Raw genomic sequence first — 15870 nt, 5'->3', positions numbered from 1 at the left:
TGCGGGGCTTTGGCAACGGGTAACACCTTTGACATGACACAGACAATCCCAGCGACCGTGCTTCTGACCCGCCCCAAGGCGGCGGGGACGCGTTTTGCAGCAGATTTGGCCGCGCCGGTGATCCTGTCGCCGTTGATGAAACGGGTGTTTCTGGACTTCGAGCCGTTGGACGAAGCGCCCGACGCGATGGTGTTCACCTCGGAGAATGGCGTGCGGGGGTTCGTGCGCGGCAGCGAATGGCGCGGGCGGGCGTTTTGCGTGGGGGACCGCACCGCGCAAGAGGCACGGGATGCGGGGTTTGACGCGGAAAGCGCGGGTGGCGACCTGCGCGACCTGCACGCTTTGCTGGCAAAACGCGCCCAAGGGATGCGCCTGATCCATGCGCGGGGGCGGCATGTGGCGGGCGATGTGGAGATGGGCGCAGTGCCCCTGACCGTCTATGAGCAACGCGCCGTGCCCATGTCCGCCGAGGCTCGGGCGGCCTTGGCGAAGGATCAAACGGTGATCGTGCCACTGTTTTCCCCGCGCAGCGTGGCGCTGTTTGCGGAACAATTGACCGGCAAGGAAGTTGCGTCCTTGGTGCTGATCGTCATCAGCGAGGCTGCGGCGGATGTGGCACGGGGACGTGGATTGAGCGTGGACCGCGTGGCAGACGCCCCTGACGCAGCGGCAATGTTACGCGCTATCGAGGATGTGCGCCGCTAGGTGTTCTGCTTGAGAGCGGACAAGTTGTTGGTCTAAGGTCGGGTGTCGGTGATGGATAGAGTCGCCGCGCACGGTCGAACTGAAAAGGAACACGCGCCTTGGCCCGAAAGAAAAACACTCCGTCCAAGGCTGACGCGCCCGAAGACAGCAAGAAATCATCGAAGGCCGGTGCAATCTCCGGTGTCGTTAAGGGCGCGGAGTTCGACGAGCCGGACGCCGCGATGGCTGACACCAAGGCGGAAGGCGTCCGCGTGGGTGAAGACGATGCAACGGACGACGATACGCCTGTGCAATTGCCCGCCGTGGAAACCCACCGCGAAGTGGTGATGATGGAGGGCGAAGTCGTCGAAGAGGGTGCCTCCGACGATGGCGAGGACGCGAAGCCGCTTCATGAACCAGAGGACAAACCGGCCGAGGAGCCTGACGCCGAGCGGGCCTCGGAAGAGCCCGCACCTGTGCCACCTGCTCCGGTCACGGTCGTGGAAAGGCGCGGCGGCTTCTGGTCGGCGCTGCTGGGTGGCATATTGGCAGCCGTGATCGGCTTTGGCGGTGCGATTTATTTCAAGGCGGCGGAATGGCCCATGTTCGGCGCTGGGGGTGCCAGCGATCTGGAGGGGATGATTGCGCAGCAATCCGAGACCATTGCGACTTTGCAGGCCGCACTCGACACCGCGCAGGCCAGCGATGCCGAAGCACGCAACGCGTTGAGCGCCAGCATTGACGAGTTGAGCGCCCGTGTCGATGAATTGCCGACGACCGCCAGCATGGAGCCGCTGCCCGCAGATGTGCAGGCCAAGCTGGACGCGCAACGCGCGGAGCTGGAAGAGCTGGAAGGCACGCTGGAACAGATGCGCGCGTTGACGCAGGACCAGATCGCCAGCGCTCAGGCGATGCAGGAAAGTGCTGCGCAGGCGGAGGCCCGCGCCAAGGCGCGCGGGGCGCTGAACCAGTTGCGCACAGCGCTGAACACGGGCGCTTCTTATGCGTCCGTTGTGCCGGAAATCGCTGCGGCGACGGATGTGCCGGAGGTTCTGGCCGCCAATGCGGAAACCGGCGTGCCGACGGCCGCCGCTTTGGAGTCGCAATTCGCGGATGGTGCGCGGGCGGCATTGTCGGCCTCGCTGAAAGCGACCGCTGGCGACAGCACCCGCGACCGGCTGACCTTCTTCCTGAAGGACCAGCTTGGCGCCCGGTCTCTCACGCCGCGCGAAGGCGATGACCCTGACGCGGTTCTGTCACGGGCAGAGGCTGCCTTGAAGGCAGGTGATATCGACGGCGCCCTTGCGCTGGTCGAAACCTTGCCGGACGCAGGCAAGGCGGAGCTTCAGGATTGGGCCGCAGCCGCTGCGACGCGCCGCGACGCGCTTGCCGCTTTCGACAGCCTCTCAGACGCGCTGAACGCGAATTAGGATAATTATATGCTTTGGTCTCTTGTGAAAATTCTGGTGTTTGTGGGCGTCATCGTGGCGGTCACCCTGGGTCTGGGCATGTTGCTGGAAACCAGCGGCGGGGTAAGGGTTTCGGTGGCGAATACCGAATTCACCCTCAGCCCGTTGATGACGATCCTCGGGCTGGTGGCGCTGCTGGCGGCGTTCTGGGTGACGCTGAAACTGCTGGGATTGTTGTCGGCGACGTTCCATTTCCTCAACGGCGACGAGACCGCGATCAGCCGCTATTTCACCCGCAACCGTGAGCGCAAAGGGTTCGAGGCATTGGCCGACGGTCTGATGGCGCTGGCGTCTGGCGAAGGACGAACAGCGATGGCAAAGGCGGCGAGGGCCGAGAAGTATCTGGCCCGCCCGGAACTGACCAACCTTCTGGCGGCGCAAGCTGCCGAGAGCGCGGGCGACACCCGTAAGGCGCAGGAGGTTTACAAACGCCTGCTGACGGACGACCGCACCCGCTTTGTGGGCGTGCGTGGCATCATGAAGCAAAAGCTGGCCGAAGGGGATACCGACACGGCGCTGAAACTGGCGGAAAAGGCGTTCGCGCTGAAACCCAAGCATGAGGAAACGCAGGACGTTTTGCTGCGGTTACAGGCGGAAAACCACGACTGGTCCGGCGCGCGCAAGACGCTGAACGCGAAGCTGAAACATGGCAACCTGCCGCGCGACGTGCATCGTCGCCGCGACGCGGTGCTGGCGCTGTCCGAGGCGAAAGACGTCATGGCCGATGGCGCGACGATCGAGGCACGGGAGACCGCGATCGAGGCCAACCGTCTGTCGCCCGACCTGATCCCTGCCGCCACGCTGGCCGCGAAAAGCTACATCGAGCAGGGCAAGCCGAAATACGCGACACGGGTGATCAAGAAAGCATGGGCTGCGCAGCCGCATCCGGATCTTGCCGCCGCGTTTGCCGAGATTGCCCCGAACGAGACGCCACAGGAGCGGATCAAGCGGTTCAACGTGTTGACCCGTGCCCAGCAAGATCACCCCGAAACCAAGATGCTGCTGGCGGAGCTGAACATCGCCGCCGAGCAGTTCCCTGAGGCCCGCCGCGCGATTGGCGATCTGCCGGAGACAACTCCGACCGCACGGGTGCTGACAATCATGGCGGCGATTGAACGCGGCGAAGGCTCCGACGACGCTGTGGTGCGTGGCTGGCTGACCCGCGCTCTGTCCGCGCCACGCGGCCCGCAATGGGTCTGCGGCAACTGCCAGACGGTGCATCCGGTCTGGTCGCCGACCTGCACCAATTGCGGCAGCCTGGATACGCTAAGCTGGACGGAGGCGCCGGAAACCTCGGTCTCGATGCCTGCGGGCACGGCTATGCTGCCGTTGATCGTGGGTGCGATTGCCGACAAGACCGCGACGCCCGATACCGAGGACGCGGAGATCGTGCCGGATCACGAGGTCGTGGTGGTGGAATTGAACGACGACGCGACCGAGACAGAAGAGGGCGCGAAGGCAAATTAGCCCTTCCCCCATGCCGCGCAGGGTGCTATTGCCCGCGCCGTGGCCGCTGTAGCTCAGATGGTAGAGCACGTCATTCGTAATGATGGGGTCGTAGGTTCGAGTCCTATCAGCGGCACCACTTTTTTCGCACAGCGGATCGGGGTTACTCCCACATTCCGAAGTCCAGCATGGTCTGCACCACCTCGACATAGGCGGTCGGGCAGTGCAGTGCGAGATTGGCATCATAGTCCATGATGCACAGTCATGTTGACACTTTCCAGATTCAGCATGTTCAAGCGATCGGGCTTAAGCCATCTCGCGGCGCAGGTGCTCTGCGTCCAGCGGAATGTCGGTGAAGATGCGCCATGCGTCGATGCCTTGGCCGAAGAACAGCTCGTAGCCCGACAGGGTGCGCAGGCCTGCCGCTTCGGCGTCGCTGAGAAATCTTGTGTCGCGCGGCGTGTAGACGGCGTCAAAGGCCCAGCGGCTCGTGGTCATGGCATCTGCGGGAAGTGGGCTGCCGCCGATGCCACCCATGCCCAAGGGTGTGCAATTGACCAGCCCGTCTGCGCCGTGTGCGGCGGCGGTTGCGTCCGGGTGGACCTCTACTTGAACAGCCTTGCCCAAGCGTTCAAGGTCGCGGGCCAGAGCATCGGCCTTGTCCGTGTCCAGATCGACCAGACGGATGGTCCGAGCCCCTAGCATGAGCAATCCGAAGGCCACCGCACGGCCTGCGCCGCCGGTGCCGATCAGGCAGACGGTGCCGACAGGCATGTCGCCAAAGGTGGTGCGATACGCATTGATGAAGCCGGAATAGTCGGTGTTGTAGCCTTTGGCGCCGTCGGGCGTGAATAGCACGGTATTCACCGCGCCGATGCTGCTTACCTGCGGGTCTTCGATGCTGACATGCTGCACCGCGCGTTCCTTATAGGGATAGGTGATGTTGAGACCGGTGAAGCCCGAGTCTCGAGCGTGGGTGAAAACCTCCTCGAAGGTCATGCCCATGTCTGCGGGAACCAAGCGTTCGTAGGTGACGGGGTGGCCGGTGATACGTCCGGCGGTTTCGTGCAGGCGCGGGGCCTGTGATGCGGCGATATTGTCGCCGATGAGGCCCAGTTTAAACATGCGCCGCGAAGTCCTGCCGGATCAGGGAGAGCTTGGGGTCGATGTAGCGCGTGCAGAACGGCGCATCCGCGTGGGTGGCGTAGTAGTCCTGATATGTGTCGGGCGAGGGCTCGAACCCGCGCAGCATCAGCGGCTTGGTGACAAGTGGCCGGTCGAATTGCGATTGCAGGTCTGCGAGGATAGCAGCGACTTTGGCGTGCTGAGCCGCGTCGGTCGTGTAGACCGCGCTGCGGTATTTGCCGCGCATGGAGTGGGCGGAGGTGCTGGCATGGGTGCGAAGATGCACTTCTATCAGCGTTGAAAGCGGAATGATCGCGGGATCGAACCGCACGACCACGCCTTCCGACAAGCTGTCGTCAGGCGGGTCGGCACGGATGAAGCCCTGGTCGACATGCGCGACCCCGCGCAGGGATTGAAACACGGCCTCGGTGCACCAATGGCAGCCACCGCCGAAGCCTATCGTCTCTGGCTCCATCGGCGGCTATTCAGCCGCTGCGCGTTTGGGCAGCACCCAGTCTGGGCGCACGAAATGGCAGGTGTAGCCGTTGGGGATGCGTTCCAGATAGTCCTGATGCTCCGGCTCGGCCTCCCAGAAATCGCCTACGGGTTCCACCTCGGTCACCACCTTGCCCGGCCACAGGCCGGAGGCATCTACGTCGGCGATGGTGTCCAATGCCACCTCTTTCTGCGTCTCGTCGACGTAGTAGATGGCAGACCGATACGACATGCCACGGTCATTACCCTGCCGGTTCGGCGTCGTCGGATCATGGATCTGGAAGAAGAATTCCAGCAGCTTGCGATAGCTCATCACGTCAGGGTCGAAGATGATCTCGATCCCTTCCGCATGGGTGCCGTGGTTGCGGTAGGTGGCGTTTTCCACATCGCCGCCGGTGTAGCCCACGCGGGTGGACACAACGCCGGGCATTTTGCGGATCAGGTCCTGCATGCCCCAGAAGCAGCCACCGGCCAGAACAGCGCGTTCAGTCATTCGATTTCCTCCACTTGATCCAGATATTCGCCGTAGCCTTCCTGCTCCATCTCGTCGCGGTGAATGAAGCGCAGGCTGGCGGAGTTGATGCAATAGCGCAGGCCCCCGCGATCGGCGGGGCCGTCAGGGAAGACGTGGCCTAGATGGCTGTCCCCATGCATGGACCGCACCTCTGTGCGGACCATCCCGAAGGATGCGTCGCGGTGTTCGGTCACGTGATCTGTGACGATGGGCTTGGTGAAGCTGGGCCAGCCGCAGCCGGATTCGAACTTGTCGGACGACGCGAACAGCGGCTCGCCAGACACGATGTCGACGTAGATGCCGGGCTCCTTGTTGTCGGTCAGCTCCCCGGTGAAGGCGCGTTCGGTGCCGTTTTCCTGCGTCACGCGGAACTGTTCGGGGGTGAGCTTGGCAAGGGCTTCATCGGTCTTGGCGTATTTCATGGGCAGGTCCTTATCTATGCGGGTCCGTTGAGTGCAAAGATAAGCAGTCAGGCTGGGTTTTTCCACTTTGTCCCGTCACTAACCCGTGTGCGGTTCTGTCGGGAAAGTATCAGGCAGAGTCCGCCAAGGCGCACAGGGTTTCCTGTCTGTCGGACGCAGTATTCTGTGAGAGATATACTATTATGCAGGTATGCGACCCTTCGTAGGGGTAAATATGCAGAAAAAGTATCACTCCTTGAAAAAATGGTATTGGCTGAGAATCGGTAAGAGCCTCAGGGTTACGTCACGGAATATGAAAGCACCGTGATTTCAGGGAGGAAAACATGAAATCTCTTCGCAATACCGCGCTTGGTCTGGCCGTCGGCGTCGCTGGCGCATCGACCGCATTTGCCGGTGAGTTGACCATCGCAACCGTGAACAACGGCCACATGATCGAAATGCAAAAGCTGACACCTGAATTCGAGGCGGCCCATCCGGGCACGACGCTCAACTGGGTGACGCTGGACGAGGGCACCTTGAGGTCCCGCGTGACCACGGACATCACCACCAAGGGTGGCCAGTTCGACGTCATGACCATCGGCATGTATGAGGCTCCGATTTGGGGATCGCGCGGTTGGTTGCAGCCGCTGGAATTCGACGCGGAGTATGACGTCGAGGATATCCTGCCCGCCATGCGCGGCGGTCTGTCCCACGAAGGGAAGCTCTACGCGGCACCATTCTACGGCGAGTCGTCGATGATCATGTACCGCAAGGATCTGGTCGAAGAAGCCGGCATGACCATTGAGGATAACCCGACCTGGGACCACATCCGCGAAGTTGCCAAAGCGATCACCAACAAGGACGAAGGCGTCTACGGCATCTGCCTGCGCGGCAAGCCGGGCTGGGGTGACAACATGGCGTTTCTGACGACCATGGCGAATTCGTTCGGCGCGCAATGGTTCAACGAAGACTGGACCCCCGCACTGGACTCCGACGCTTGGCAGGAAGCTGTGACGTTCTACGTCGAAATGCTTGAAGAATCGGGCCCTCCCGGTTCGGAAGGCAACTCGTTCAACGAAATCCTTGCCCTGATGAACGAAGGCAAGTGCGGCATGTGGATCGACGCAACTATCGCGGCATCCTTCGTGACCGATCCCGACCAATCCAAAGTGGCTGACAAGATGGCCTTCGCTCAGGCTCCGCAGAAAGCGACCACCAAAGGTGCGAACTGGCTGTGGGCATGGTCCTTGGCAATTCCTGCCGGCACCGACCAGGCAGAGGAAGCCATGGACTTCATCGAGTGGGCAACGTCCAAGTCCTATATCGAGCTTGTGGCCGAGAAGAATGGCTGGGGCAACGTCCCGACCGGCACCCGCCAGTCGACCTATGACAACCCCAACTTCCAGGAAGCCGCGACCTTTGACGAGGCCGAGCTGAAGGCGATCCTGTCTGCGAACCCGGAAGACAGCACCCTGAACCCGTCGCCTTATGTTGGTGTTCAATTCGCTGCGATCCCCGAGTTCCAAGCCATCGGCACCGCAGTTGGTCAGCAGATGACCGACGCGCTGGCTGGCAACATCACGGTCGAAGAGGCGCTGGAAAACAGTCAGGCCATCGCGGACCGCGAGATGAAGAAAGCCGGCTACTACTAAGCCTTGGCAACGGTGTGGCGGGGTGAACCCCGCCCTACCCGACAATTGTAGGGCGGGATTAGTCCCGCCTTACCCACCCACCCTGCAAACCAAGGGATGATCTCCATGAACCCGACACTCGTCAGATGGCTACAGGCCCCCAGCGTTGTTCTGCTGCTGATTTGGATGATCGTGCCGCTGAGCATGACGCTCTATTTCTCGACCATCCGCTACAACCTGCTCTACCCGGAGCGCACGGGGTTCATCGGTCTTGATAACTACCGGTTTTTCGCAACCGATCCGGCTTTTGGTCCTGCGCTGATAAACACGCTCGTTCTGGTTGGCTCGGTTCTTGCCATTACCATCGTCCTTGGCCTTGCGGTTTCCATCCTTATCGACCGCCCTTTCCGTGGTCGCGGGATTGCCCGGGTGATGCTGATCTCGCCGTTCTTCATCATGCCGACCGTGTCCGCGCTGGTCTGGAAGAACATGCTGATGGACCCCAATAACGGCCTGTTCGCCGCGTTCTCGAATGCGCTCGGATTGGAACCTGTGGAGTGGCTTGCCCAGTATCCGCTGTTCTCGATCATCCTCATGGTCAGCTGGCAGTGGACGCCCTTTGCGATCCTGATCTTCATGACGTCGCTGCAGTCCCAAGACCAAGAGCAGAAAGAGGCCGCCACCCTTGACGGCGCCGGTTTCTGGTCGCAGTTCTGGAACCTGACGCTGCCGCATCTTGCCCGCCCGATTTCCATCGTGCTGCTGATCCAGATGATCTTTCACCTGTCGATCTTCGCCGAGATTTTCGTGACCACTTCTGGCGGTCCCGGCGTGTCGTCCACCAACCTGACCTACCTGATCTATATCCAGTCGCAGCAGGCCTTCGACGTGGGCGTTGCCTCCGCCGGTGGTGTCTTTGCAATCATCCTCGCCAACATCGTCGCGCTGTTCCTCATCCGCGCTGTTGGCAAAACATTGACGGTGTAATCATGACAGATAGACAACGCCAGATCTGGATCGACCGCGCCGCCGTAACGGCCGCATGGATCGCCGCCCTCGTCTTCTTCTTTCCGATCTTCTGGATGGTGCTGACCAGCTTCAAGACCGAAGGACAGGCCATTCAGGTGCCGCCGCTGCTGATCTTCGAGCCGACGCTGGAGAACTATCTGGAGATTCAGGACCGCACCAACTACTTTAAGTTCGCCATGAACTCGGTCATCACGGCCTTTGGCGGCACCTTGGTTGCGCTGCTGATTGCCATTCCTTCGGCTTATTCCATGGCGTTCAATACCACGCACCGCACCAAGGACGTGCTGATGTGGATGCTGTCCACCAAGATGCTTCCTGCGGTGGGCGTGCTGATGCCTATCTATTTTCTCGCGCAGAAGTTCGACCTGTTCGACACGCGAACGCTGTTGGTGGTCATCTACGCGATGATGAACCTGCCTATCGTGATGCTCATCCTGTTCAACTATTTCCGCGAAATCCCCAAGGAAATTCTGGAAGCCTCGCGGATGGACGGGACATCCACCTTCAACGAGATTCGCCAGATCGTGCTGCCGCTGGCATGGGGCGGAATCGCCTCCACCGCGTTGCTGTCCATCATCTTGTGCTGGAACGAGGCGTTCTGGTCCATCGTTCTGACCACAACGGATGCCAGCACGCTGACCGCCTTCGTGGCGTCGTTCCAAGCGCCTGAGGGGTTGTTCTGGGCCAAGGTGTCCGCCGTGTCGACGCTGGCCTGCGCACCGATTGTGGTGTTCGGCTGGATGGCGCAAAAGCAACTGGTGCAAGGCCTGACCTTCGGAGCGGTGAAGTGATGTCACTGATCCATCCGGAAATCGAGGTCGTCGACCGCGCGACAGAAAGCATCCGCTATCTGGAGCACGGCTGGCCGACCGAGCTTTGCCGCTGGCACAGCCACCGCGAATATGAGTTGCATCTTATCACGGCAACACGCGGCAAGGCTTTCATTGGCGACTATATCGGCGACTTCGGGCCCGGAACGCTGTTTCTGACCGGCCCGAACCTGCCGCATAACTGGATCACCGACGAGGTCTACAAAGAGCCGGTCGAGATACGCGACATGCTGGTGCAATTCAGCCAAAGCAGCCTTGACCGTCTTGCCACCGCCTTCCCCGAATTTCAGGACCTGCGCGCGATGCTGACGCTGGCCCAGTCCGGCATTGAGTTCGTCGGCTTCAACCCGACCTTCGCGCAGGGCCATCTGGAGGCGATCCGCGACACCAAAGGGCCGGAGCGCATCGTCGCCTTGCTGCGGTTCCTGATCCGTATCAACGAGCACGCCGAGAAGAAGGCGCTGTCGGTGATGAAGATCGTCCAGCCCGAGGGCAGCAGCAAGCAGTCGCGCATCGCGGAAGTGATCAATCATATCGTGGCGAATTACGCCGAAGATATCTCGGTCGATCTGGCCGCCGACAAGGCGGGAATGAGCGCGACGTCCTTCTCGCGCAACTTTCAGGCGGCGACAGGTCATCGCTTCGTCGAGTTCGTCAACCGCGTGCGTATCGGGCAGGCCTGCGGGAAGCTCTATGCGACCGACGATCCGATCTCGGCCATCTGCTACGATGTGGGGTTTCAGAACCTTGCCAATTTCAACCGTCAGTTTCTGAAGATGAAGGACATGACACCTTCGGCCTACCGCGATTTTGCGCGGCGGGAACTGGTCACCAAGGGGGCTCGGGCGTTATGAACAAGCGAAATCCGCAGGCTCTCTATGCGACCGGCTATGACCGGGCGGCTTGCGATATTGGTGTCGTACATCTGGGTTTTGGCGCGTTTCACCGCGCCCATCAGGCGATGTATATCGACGACACGATGGAGGCGACCGGCGACCTGCGTTGGGGCATCGCAGCGGTTAACCTGCGTGCCGCGGAGGCGAATAGCTTTGCCGCGCATCGCAAGGACGGGTATATCATCAAGTCGATCTCGCCGGACGGGCAGGTCACTTTCCGTCAGGTGCGATCGCACGTGGCTTTCGCGGACTGGAGCAAAGACGCATCCGGCGCGGAGGCATTGCTGTCTCTGGCCAGCGTCCACATGGTCACCATCACGGTGACCGAAAGCGGCTACTACACCGATGATGCGGGTGCTTTGAATCCTGACGATCCGGTCATCAAGGCCGAGGTCGCGGGCGGTGCGCCTGTGTCCGTCTACGCCTATCTTGCCGCCGCGTTGCGCGGGCGGATGAAACACAGCGGGGCGCCTCTGACAGTGCTGTGCTGCGACAACATCCGCGAGAATGGCACCAAGCTGGGCGCGAATTTCGCGGCCTATATGGGGCTACTAGGTGACGCTGATCTGGCCAACTGGGTGGCGCGGAATGTGACGTTCCCCTGTTCCATGGTCGACCGGATCACGCCGCGCAGCAGCCCTGACCTTGCGTCGGAAATGCAGGCGATCTTTGGCGAGCGCGGGACGTTCCCGGTGATTGCGGAGAGCTTCGTGCAGTGGGTTCTGGAAGACAAGTTTGCCGGCCCCATGCCCGACCTTGCCGCCGCTGGCGTCACGGTGACGACGGACGTGCATCCCTATGAGGAGGCTAAGATTCGCATTCTGAACGGCGGGCACACCGCGCTGACCTATCTGGCCGCGCTGCACGGGCTAAAGACCTTCGACGCCGCCATGCGCGATGCCGATCTGGTGGCGCATTTCTGGGCCTACGAGCGCGACGAGGTGCTGCCGGCCCTGACGCTGGACCTGCCGTTTGACCGCGCGGAATACCTGCAAAGCATCGCGGACCGCTTCGGCAATGCAGCTATCGCCGACTCGGTGGAACGCATCTGCGCCGATGGCATGGCGAAGTTTCCGATCTTCATCCGACCCACGCTGGAAGGCTGCCTTGCCCAAGGCATCACGCCCGATGCGGGCTTTCGCTCCGTCGCCAGTTGGTACGTTTTTGCCCAGCACATCGCGGCGGGTAAATTGCCACTGACCTATCTCGAACCCAGCTGGGACACGCTTCAGCCGATGCTGCGCGATGCCGCCGGACTGGAGGCGTTTTGCACATCTAAACTCTTGTGGGCGGACCTTCCGGACCGCTTTCCCGACTTCGCGGGCGCTCTGCGCGGCGCTATCAAAGAAATGGAGCTAACATGGCCGGTCTGACCATTCGCAATCTGGTGAAACGTTATGGCGAGGTGCAGGTCATGCACGGCGTCGATCTTGATATCGAAGACGGCGAGTTCGTCGTCTTCGTGGGCCCGTCGGGTTGCGGCAAGTCCACCTTGCTGCGGATGATTGCCGGGCTTGAGGACATATCGGGCGGGACCGTCGCCATCGGGGATCGGGAGGTCAACGAGGTCGCCCCTTCCAAGCGCGGGGTCGCCATGGTGTTCCAAACCTATGCGCTCTATCCGCATATGACGGTCTACAAGAACATGGCGTTCGGCTTGCAGCAGGCCAAGACGCCGCAGGACGAGATTGACCGCCGCGTGCGCTCTGCCGCCGAGGTGTTGCAGATCACCGACTATCTTGAACGCAGCCCGCGCAACCTGTCGGGCGGCCAGCGTCAGCGGGTCGCCATCGGCCGCGCCATTGTGCGCGACCCCGAAGTGTTCCTGTTTGACGAACCGCTGTCCAACCTTGATGCGTCCCTGCGCGTCCAAACGCGGCTGGAAATTGCCCGTCTGCACGAGCGGCTAAAATCGACGATGATCTATGTGACGCACGATCAGGTCGAGGCCATGACACTGGCCGACAAGATCGTCGTTCTGCGCGACGGCCGGATTGAGCAGGTCGGCTCGCCCATCGAGCTATACGAACGCCCCGCGAACAAATTTGTGGCGCAGTTTATCGGCAGCCCGAAGATGAACTTCTTCATCGCCGCCGATGTGCCGCCCGCGTCGCGCCCTGACGGGTTCGCGGATTCCGACACGCTGGGTATCCGTCCTGAACATCTGGTGCGTTGCGACGAAGCGTCCGCGCGTGTGGCTGGCAAGCTGGAACTGGTCGAACAGTTGGGCGAATACGCCTTGGCGCATTTGATCACGCCAGAGGGGTCCGAATTTATCGCCAAGATGGAAACGCCCCCCACCGAGGCGCATGGTGAGATGCTCTATTTCACCGCCGTGCCGGAGCGTATGCACGTGTTTTCCGCTGACGGGCTGTCAAAAACGGCATGAGGCCTTGACCTTCCAGTAGATGGAACCCCCATATGAGGAGTCGCTGACACATTCCAGAGGCTCGTCATATGTCCACCTCCACCCATTATTCCTTCGAGATCGAAGGCCTGTCCTGCGCCTCTTGCGTCGGGCGGGCGGAGCGTGCGTTGCAGGCCGTGCAGGGCGTCGTGTCGGCTGGAGTCAATCTGGCGACCTCCCGTGCGGAGGTTGATGCAGACGGCACGGATGCTGCCGCACTTGTGGATGCGCTGGACACGGCTGGTTATCCGGCGGTGACCGAACAGGCGCGGTTTTCCGTGGACGGGCTGTCCTGCGCGTCCTGCGTCGGGCGGGCGGAACGTGGCGCTCAAGGCTTGGCGGGCGTGGTGGATGCTTCAGTCAATCTGGCGAACGGAACGGCGACTGTCACATGGCTGAAAGGCAGCGTCACGCGCGAAGAAGTGGCCCGCGCGATTACGGATGCAGGCTACGCGGCAGCGCCACTTGATGCCACGGCCCCGCCGGTGACGCAGGACGAAAAGCGCGACGCGGAGGCAGACAGCCTAAAGCGCGACACACTGATCGCCGCCGCGCTGACTTTGCCGGTTTTCATCGTCGAAATGGGCGGCCATTTGATCCCCGGCATGGCCGATCTGGTCGAACGCACGATGGGCCAGCAGGTCAACTGGACGCTGCAGTGGGTGTTGACCACGATCGTCTTGCTCTGGCCCGGCTGGCGCTTCTTGCGCGACGGCTTCCCCGCCCTGCTGCGCGGCGCGCCCGAGATGAACGCGCTGGTGGCGCTTGGCACCTCGGCGGCCTGGCTGTTCTCCTCTGTCGCACTATTTGCGCCGTCACTTCTGCCCGAAGGCAGCCGCGCGGTGTATTTCGAGGCGGCGGCGGTGATCGTGACGCTTATCCTGTTCGGCCGCTGGCTGGAGGCGCGGGCAAAGTCGCAGACCGGCTCCGCAATCAAGTCGCTGCTGGGCTTGCAACCTTCCGTCGCACAGGTGCGGCGGGGCGAGGACTGGGTGGAAGTTCCCATCGCCGAGATCAAGACAGGCGACGTCGTTCTGGTGCGCCCCGGCGAGCGGGTGGCTGTCGACGGAGAGATCGTCGAGGGCAATTCTTATGTCGATGAAAGCATGGTCACGGGCGAGCCGGTTCCGGTGGAACACGCGCAGGGCGACGCGGTGATCGGCGGCACGGTCAATGGCACAGGCGCGTTGCAGGTGAAGGCTACCGCCGTGGGTGGCGACACGGTGCTTGCGGGGATCGTGCGCATGGTCGAGCAGGCCCAAGGCGCGAAGCTGCCCATTCAGGCGGTGGTCGATAAGGTCGTGCGCTGGTTCGTGCCCGCCGTTTTGCTGGTCGCTGCGGTGACGGTGCTGGTGTGGCTGATCCTTGGCCCGTCGCTGGCACATGCCTTGGTCGCGGGCGTGTCGGTTCTGATCGTGGCATGCCCTTGCGCGATGGGTCTGGCGACGCCGACCTCGGTTATGGTCGGCACAGGCCGCGCGGCGGAGTTGGGGGTTCTGTTCCGCAAGGGCTCGGCCCTGCAAACGCTGTCGCAGGCCAAAACGATAGCGTTCGACAAAACCGGCACGCTGACGATGGGCAGGCCTGAGTTGACGGACATCGCGGTGGCAGACGGCCATGACGAGGCGACGGTTCTGGCCACAGTCGCGGCGGTAGAGGCGCTATCGGAACATCCCATTTCCCAAGCCATCACCCGCGCCGCCGATGTGCGGGGGCTGGACGTGCCGACCGTCTCGGATTTCGCCTCGGTCACGGGGATGGGCCTGCGCGGGCAAGTAAATGGCGCGGAAGTGCTGATCGGTGCGGGCCGCTACATGGCGCAGAAAAGCATCGACCTGAAAGAGTTTGAGCCACTCGCAGACCAATGGGCAGGCGAGGCGAAAACCCCTGTGTTTGCCGCGATTGACGGGGCCATAGCGGGGCTGATTGCCGTGGCCGACCCTGTGAAGCCCGAAGCCGAAACGCTTGTGAAGAACCTCCATGACAAGGGCATCAAGGTGGCCATGATTACCGGCGACACCGTGCAGACCGCCGAAGCTGTCGCGCAGCGCCTTGGCATCGACACCGTCGTCGCAGGCGTCATGCCTGATGGCAAATCGGATGCGATTGCGCGGATGAAGGAAGACGGGATGCTCGCCTTCGTCGGCGACGGCATCAACGACGCCCCCGCGCTCGCTGCCGCTGACGTGGGCATCGCGGTTGGCACCGGCACAGATGTGGCGATCGAGACGGCGGATGTGGTGCTGATGTCGGGCGAGTTGTCGGGCGTCTCGAAGGCGGTGAACGTCAGCGGACACACAATGGCCAATATCCGGCAAAACCTGTTCTGGGCCTTTGCCTACAACACCGCGCTTATCCCGGTGGCGGCGGGTGTGCTCTACCCGCTCTGGGGCATCCTTCTGTCGCCAATGCTGGCGGCGGGGGCCATGGCGCTGTCGAGCGTATTCGTGGTAAGCAACGCCCTTCGCCTGCGCGGGATGAAGGGGGACTAGATGAACATCGGACACGTCGCAGACCGGTCGGGACTGCCCGCCAAAACGATCCGTTACTATGAGGACATCAAGCTGATCCGCCCCGCCCGCGATGCCAACGGCTACCGTGCGTTCAGCGAGGCTGACCTGCACAAGCTGACATTTCTGAGCCGCGCACGGGCGCTCGGGTTTAGCATTGAAGACTGCCGCGCCCTGCTGGCGCTTTGGGAAGACCAGTCGCGGGCCAGCGCTGACGTCAAGCAGATTGCAGGGGAGCATCTGGACGAGATTGACCGCAAGATTGCCGACCTGAAAGCCATGCGCGACACACTCGCGGGGCTGGTGCGCGATTGCGCAGGCGACGGGCGGCCCGACTGCCCGATCCTCACAGGGTTAAGCAAGCCGAGGGGATAGCTCGCAAGCTATTGCCAAACCACGTTCCGATATGTCTGATGCCCGAATTACAGGGGGA

Annotated in this window: 15 protein-coding genes and 1 tRNA gene; 12 read left to right on the top strand and 4 right to left on the bottom strand. The window is 62.0% G+C overall.

The features are described from left to right. The first annotated feature begins 33 nt into the window (after positions 1 to 33). The 4 genes from THALAR_RS15080 (at position 34) to THALAR_RS15065 (ending at position 3738) form a co-directional block, all read left to right on the top strand. Positions 34 to 705, top strand: coding sequence for a uroporphyrinogen-III synthase (locus THALAR_RS15080; RefSeq protein ID WP_040818990.1), 672 nt, complete (start codon positions 34 to 36; stop codon positions 703 to 705). A 98-nt stretch (positions 706 to 803) separates the two neighbouring features. Further along, positions 804 to 2114 (top strand): COG4223 family protein, encoded by a 1311-nt coding sequence (locus THALAR_RS15075; protein WP_021102451.1) that lies wholly within the window; start codon positions 804 to 806, stop codon positions 2112 to 2114. 9 nt (positions 2115 to 2123) lie between these two features. Beyond that, a complete protein-coding gene (locus tag THALAR_RS15070) occupies positions 2124 to 3620 on the top strand; it encodes a heme biosynthesis protein HemY (RefSeq protein ID WP_021102450.1) in 1497 nt (498 codons plus the stop codon). Positions 3621 to 3662: 42 nt separating this feature from the next. Further along, positions 3663 to 3738: transfer RNA gene (locus THALAR_RS15065), tRNA-Thr, on the top strand. Positions 3739 to 3905: 167 nt separating this feature from the next. On the opposite strand, the gene THALAR_RS15060 is transcribed toward THALAR_RS15065, so the two are convergent. Genes THALAR_RS15060 through msrB form a run of 4 tightly spaced genes read right to left on the bottom strand, consistent with a single transcriptional unit; the run spans position 3906 to position 6155 of the window. Continuing rightward, on the bottom strand, positions 3906 to 4724 hold the full coding sequence (locus tag THALAR_RS15060) for a shikimate dehydrogenase family protein (protein ID WP_021102449.1): 819 nt from the start codon (positions 4722 to 4724) through the stop codon (positions 3906 to 3908). Beyond that, positions 4717 to 5199: a peptide-methionine (S)-S-oxide reductase gene (locus tag THALAR_RS15055; RefSeq protein ID WP_021102448.1), complete on the bottom strand. Its 483-nt coding sequence runs from the start codon at positions 5197 to 5199 to the stop codon at positions 4717 to 4719. Before THALAR_RS15055 ends, THALAR_RS15060 begins: the two co-directional genes overlap by 8 nt. 6 nt (positions 5200 to 5205) lie before the next feature. After that, a complete protein-coding gene (msrA, locus tag THALAR_RS15050) occupies positions 5206 to 5712 on the bottom strand; it encodes a peptide-methionine (S)-S-oxide reductase MsrA (RefSeq protein WP_021102447.1) in 507 nt (168 codons plus the stop codon). Further along, a complete protein-coding gene (msrB, locus tag THALAR_RS15045) occupies positions 5709 to 6155 on the bottom strand; it encodes a peptide-methionine (R)-S-oxide reductase MsrB (protein ID WP_021102446.1) in 447 nt (148 codons plus the stop codon). Before msrB ends, msrA begins: the two co-directional genes overlap by 4 nt. 323 nt (positions 6156 to 6478) lie before the next feature. On the opposite strand from msrB, the gene THALAR_RS15040 reads away from it, so the two are divergent. The 8 genes from THALAR_RS15040 to cueR all read left to right on the top strand — a co-directional run bounded on the left by THALAR_RS15040 (position 6479) and on the right by cueR (position 15812). Further along, a complete protein-coding gene (locus tag THALAR_RS15040) occupies positions 6479 to 7786 on the top strand; it encodes an ABC transporter substrate-binding protein (RefSeq protein ID WP_021102445.1) in 1308 nt (435 codons plus the stop codon). A gap of 105 nt (positions 7787 to 7891) precedes the next feature. Further along, entirely contained in the window at positions 7892 to 8752 is an 861-nt protein-coding gene (locus THALAR_RS15035) for a carbohydrate ABC transporter permease (protein WP_021102444.1), read from the top strand. Positions 8753 to 8754: 2 nt separating this feature from the next. Beyond that, positions 8755 to 9585 (top strand): carbohydrate ABC transporter permease, encoded by an 831-nt coding sequence (locus tag THALAR_RS15030; RefSeq protein WP_021102443.1) that lies wholly within the window; start codon positions 8755 to 8757, stop codon positions 9583 to 9585. After that, positions 9585 to 10478 (top strand): helix-turn-helix domain-containing protein, encoded by an 894-nt coding sequence (locus tag THALAR_RS15025; RefSeq protein WP_021102442.1) that lies wholly within the window; start codon positions 9585 to 9587, stop codon positions 10476 to 10478. Before THALAR_RS15030 ends, THALAR_RS15025 begins: the two co-directional genes overlap by 1 nt. Continuing rightward, on the top strand, positions 10475 to 11893 hold the full coding sequence (locus tag THALAR_RS15020) for a mannitol dehydrogenase family protein (protein WP_021102441.1): 1419 nt from the start codon (positions 10475 to 10477) through the stop codon (positions 11891 to 11893). Before THALAR_RS15025 ends, THALAR_RS15020 begins: the two co-directional genes overlap by 4 nt. After that, a complete protein-coding gene (locus THALAR_RS15015) occupies positions 11881 to 12909 on the top strand; it encodes an ABC transporter ATP-binding protein (protein WP_021102440.1) in 1029 nt (342 codons plus the stop codon). The genes THALAR_RS15020 and THALAR_RS15015 overlap by 13 nt, the downstream gene beginning before the upstream one ends. A 68-nt stretch (positions 12910 to 12977) precedes the next feature. After that, positions 12978 to 15419: a heavy metal translocating P-type ATPase gene (locus tag THALAR_RS15010; protein ID WP_021102439.1), complete on the top strand. Its 2442-nt coding sequence runs from the start codon at positions 12978 to 12980 to the stop codon at positions 15417 to 15419. Continuing rightward, positions 15420 to 15812, top strand: coding sequence for a Cu(I)-responsive transcriptional regulator (gene cueR, locus THALAR_RS15005; RefSeq protein WP_021102438.1), 393 nt, complete (start codon positions 15420 to 15422; stop codon positions 15810 to 15812). It begins immediately after the preceding gene. The last annotated feature ends 58 nt before the right edge of the window (positions 15813 to 15870 follow it).

Origin of the sequence: Litoreibacter arenae DSM 19593 (assembly GCF_000442275.2) — a bacterium.
Lineage (GTDB): Bacteria > Pseudomonadota > Alphaproteobacteria > Rhodobacterales > Rhodobacteraceae > Litoreibacter > Litoreibacter arenae.
The sequence above is the reverse complement of the archived record's forward strand: the minus strand, read 5'-3'. Positions and strand labels throughout refer to the sequence as shown.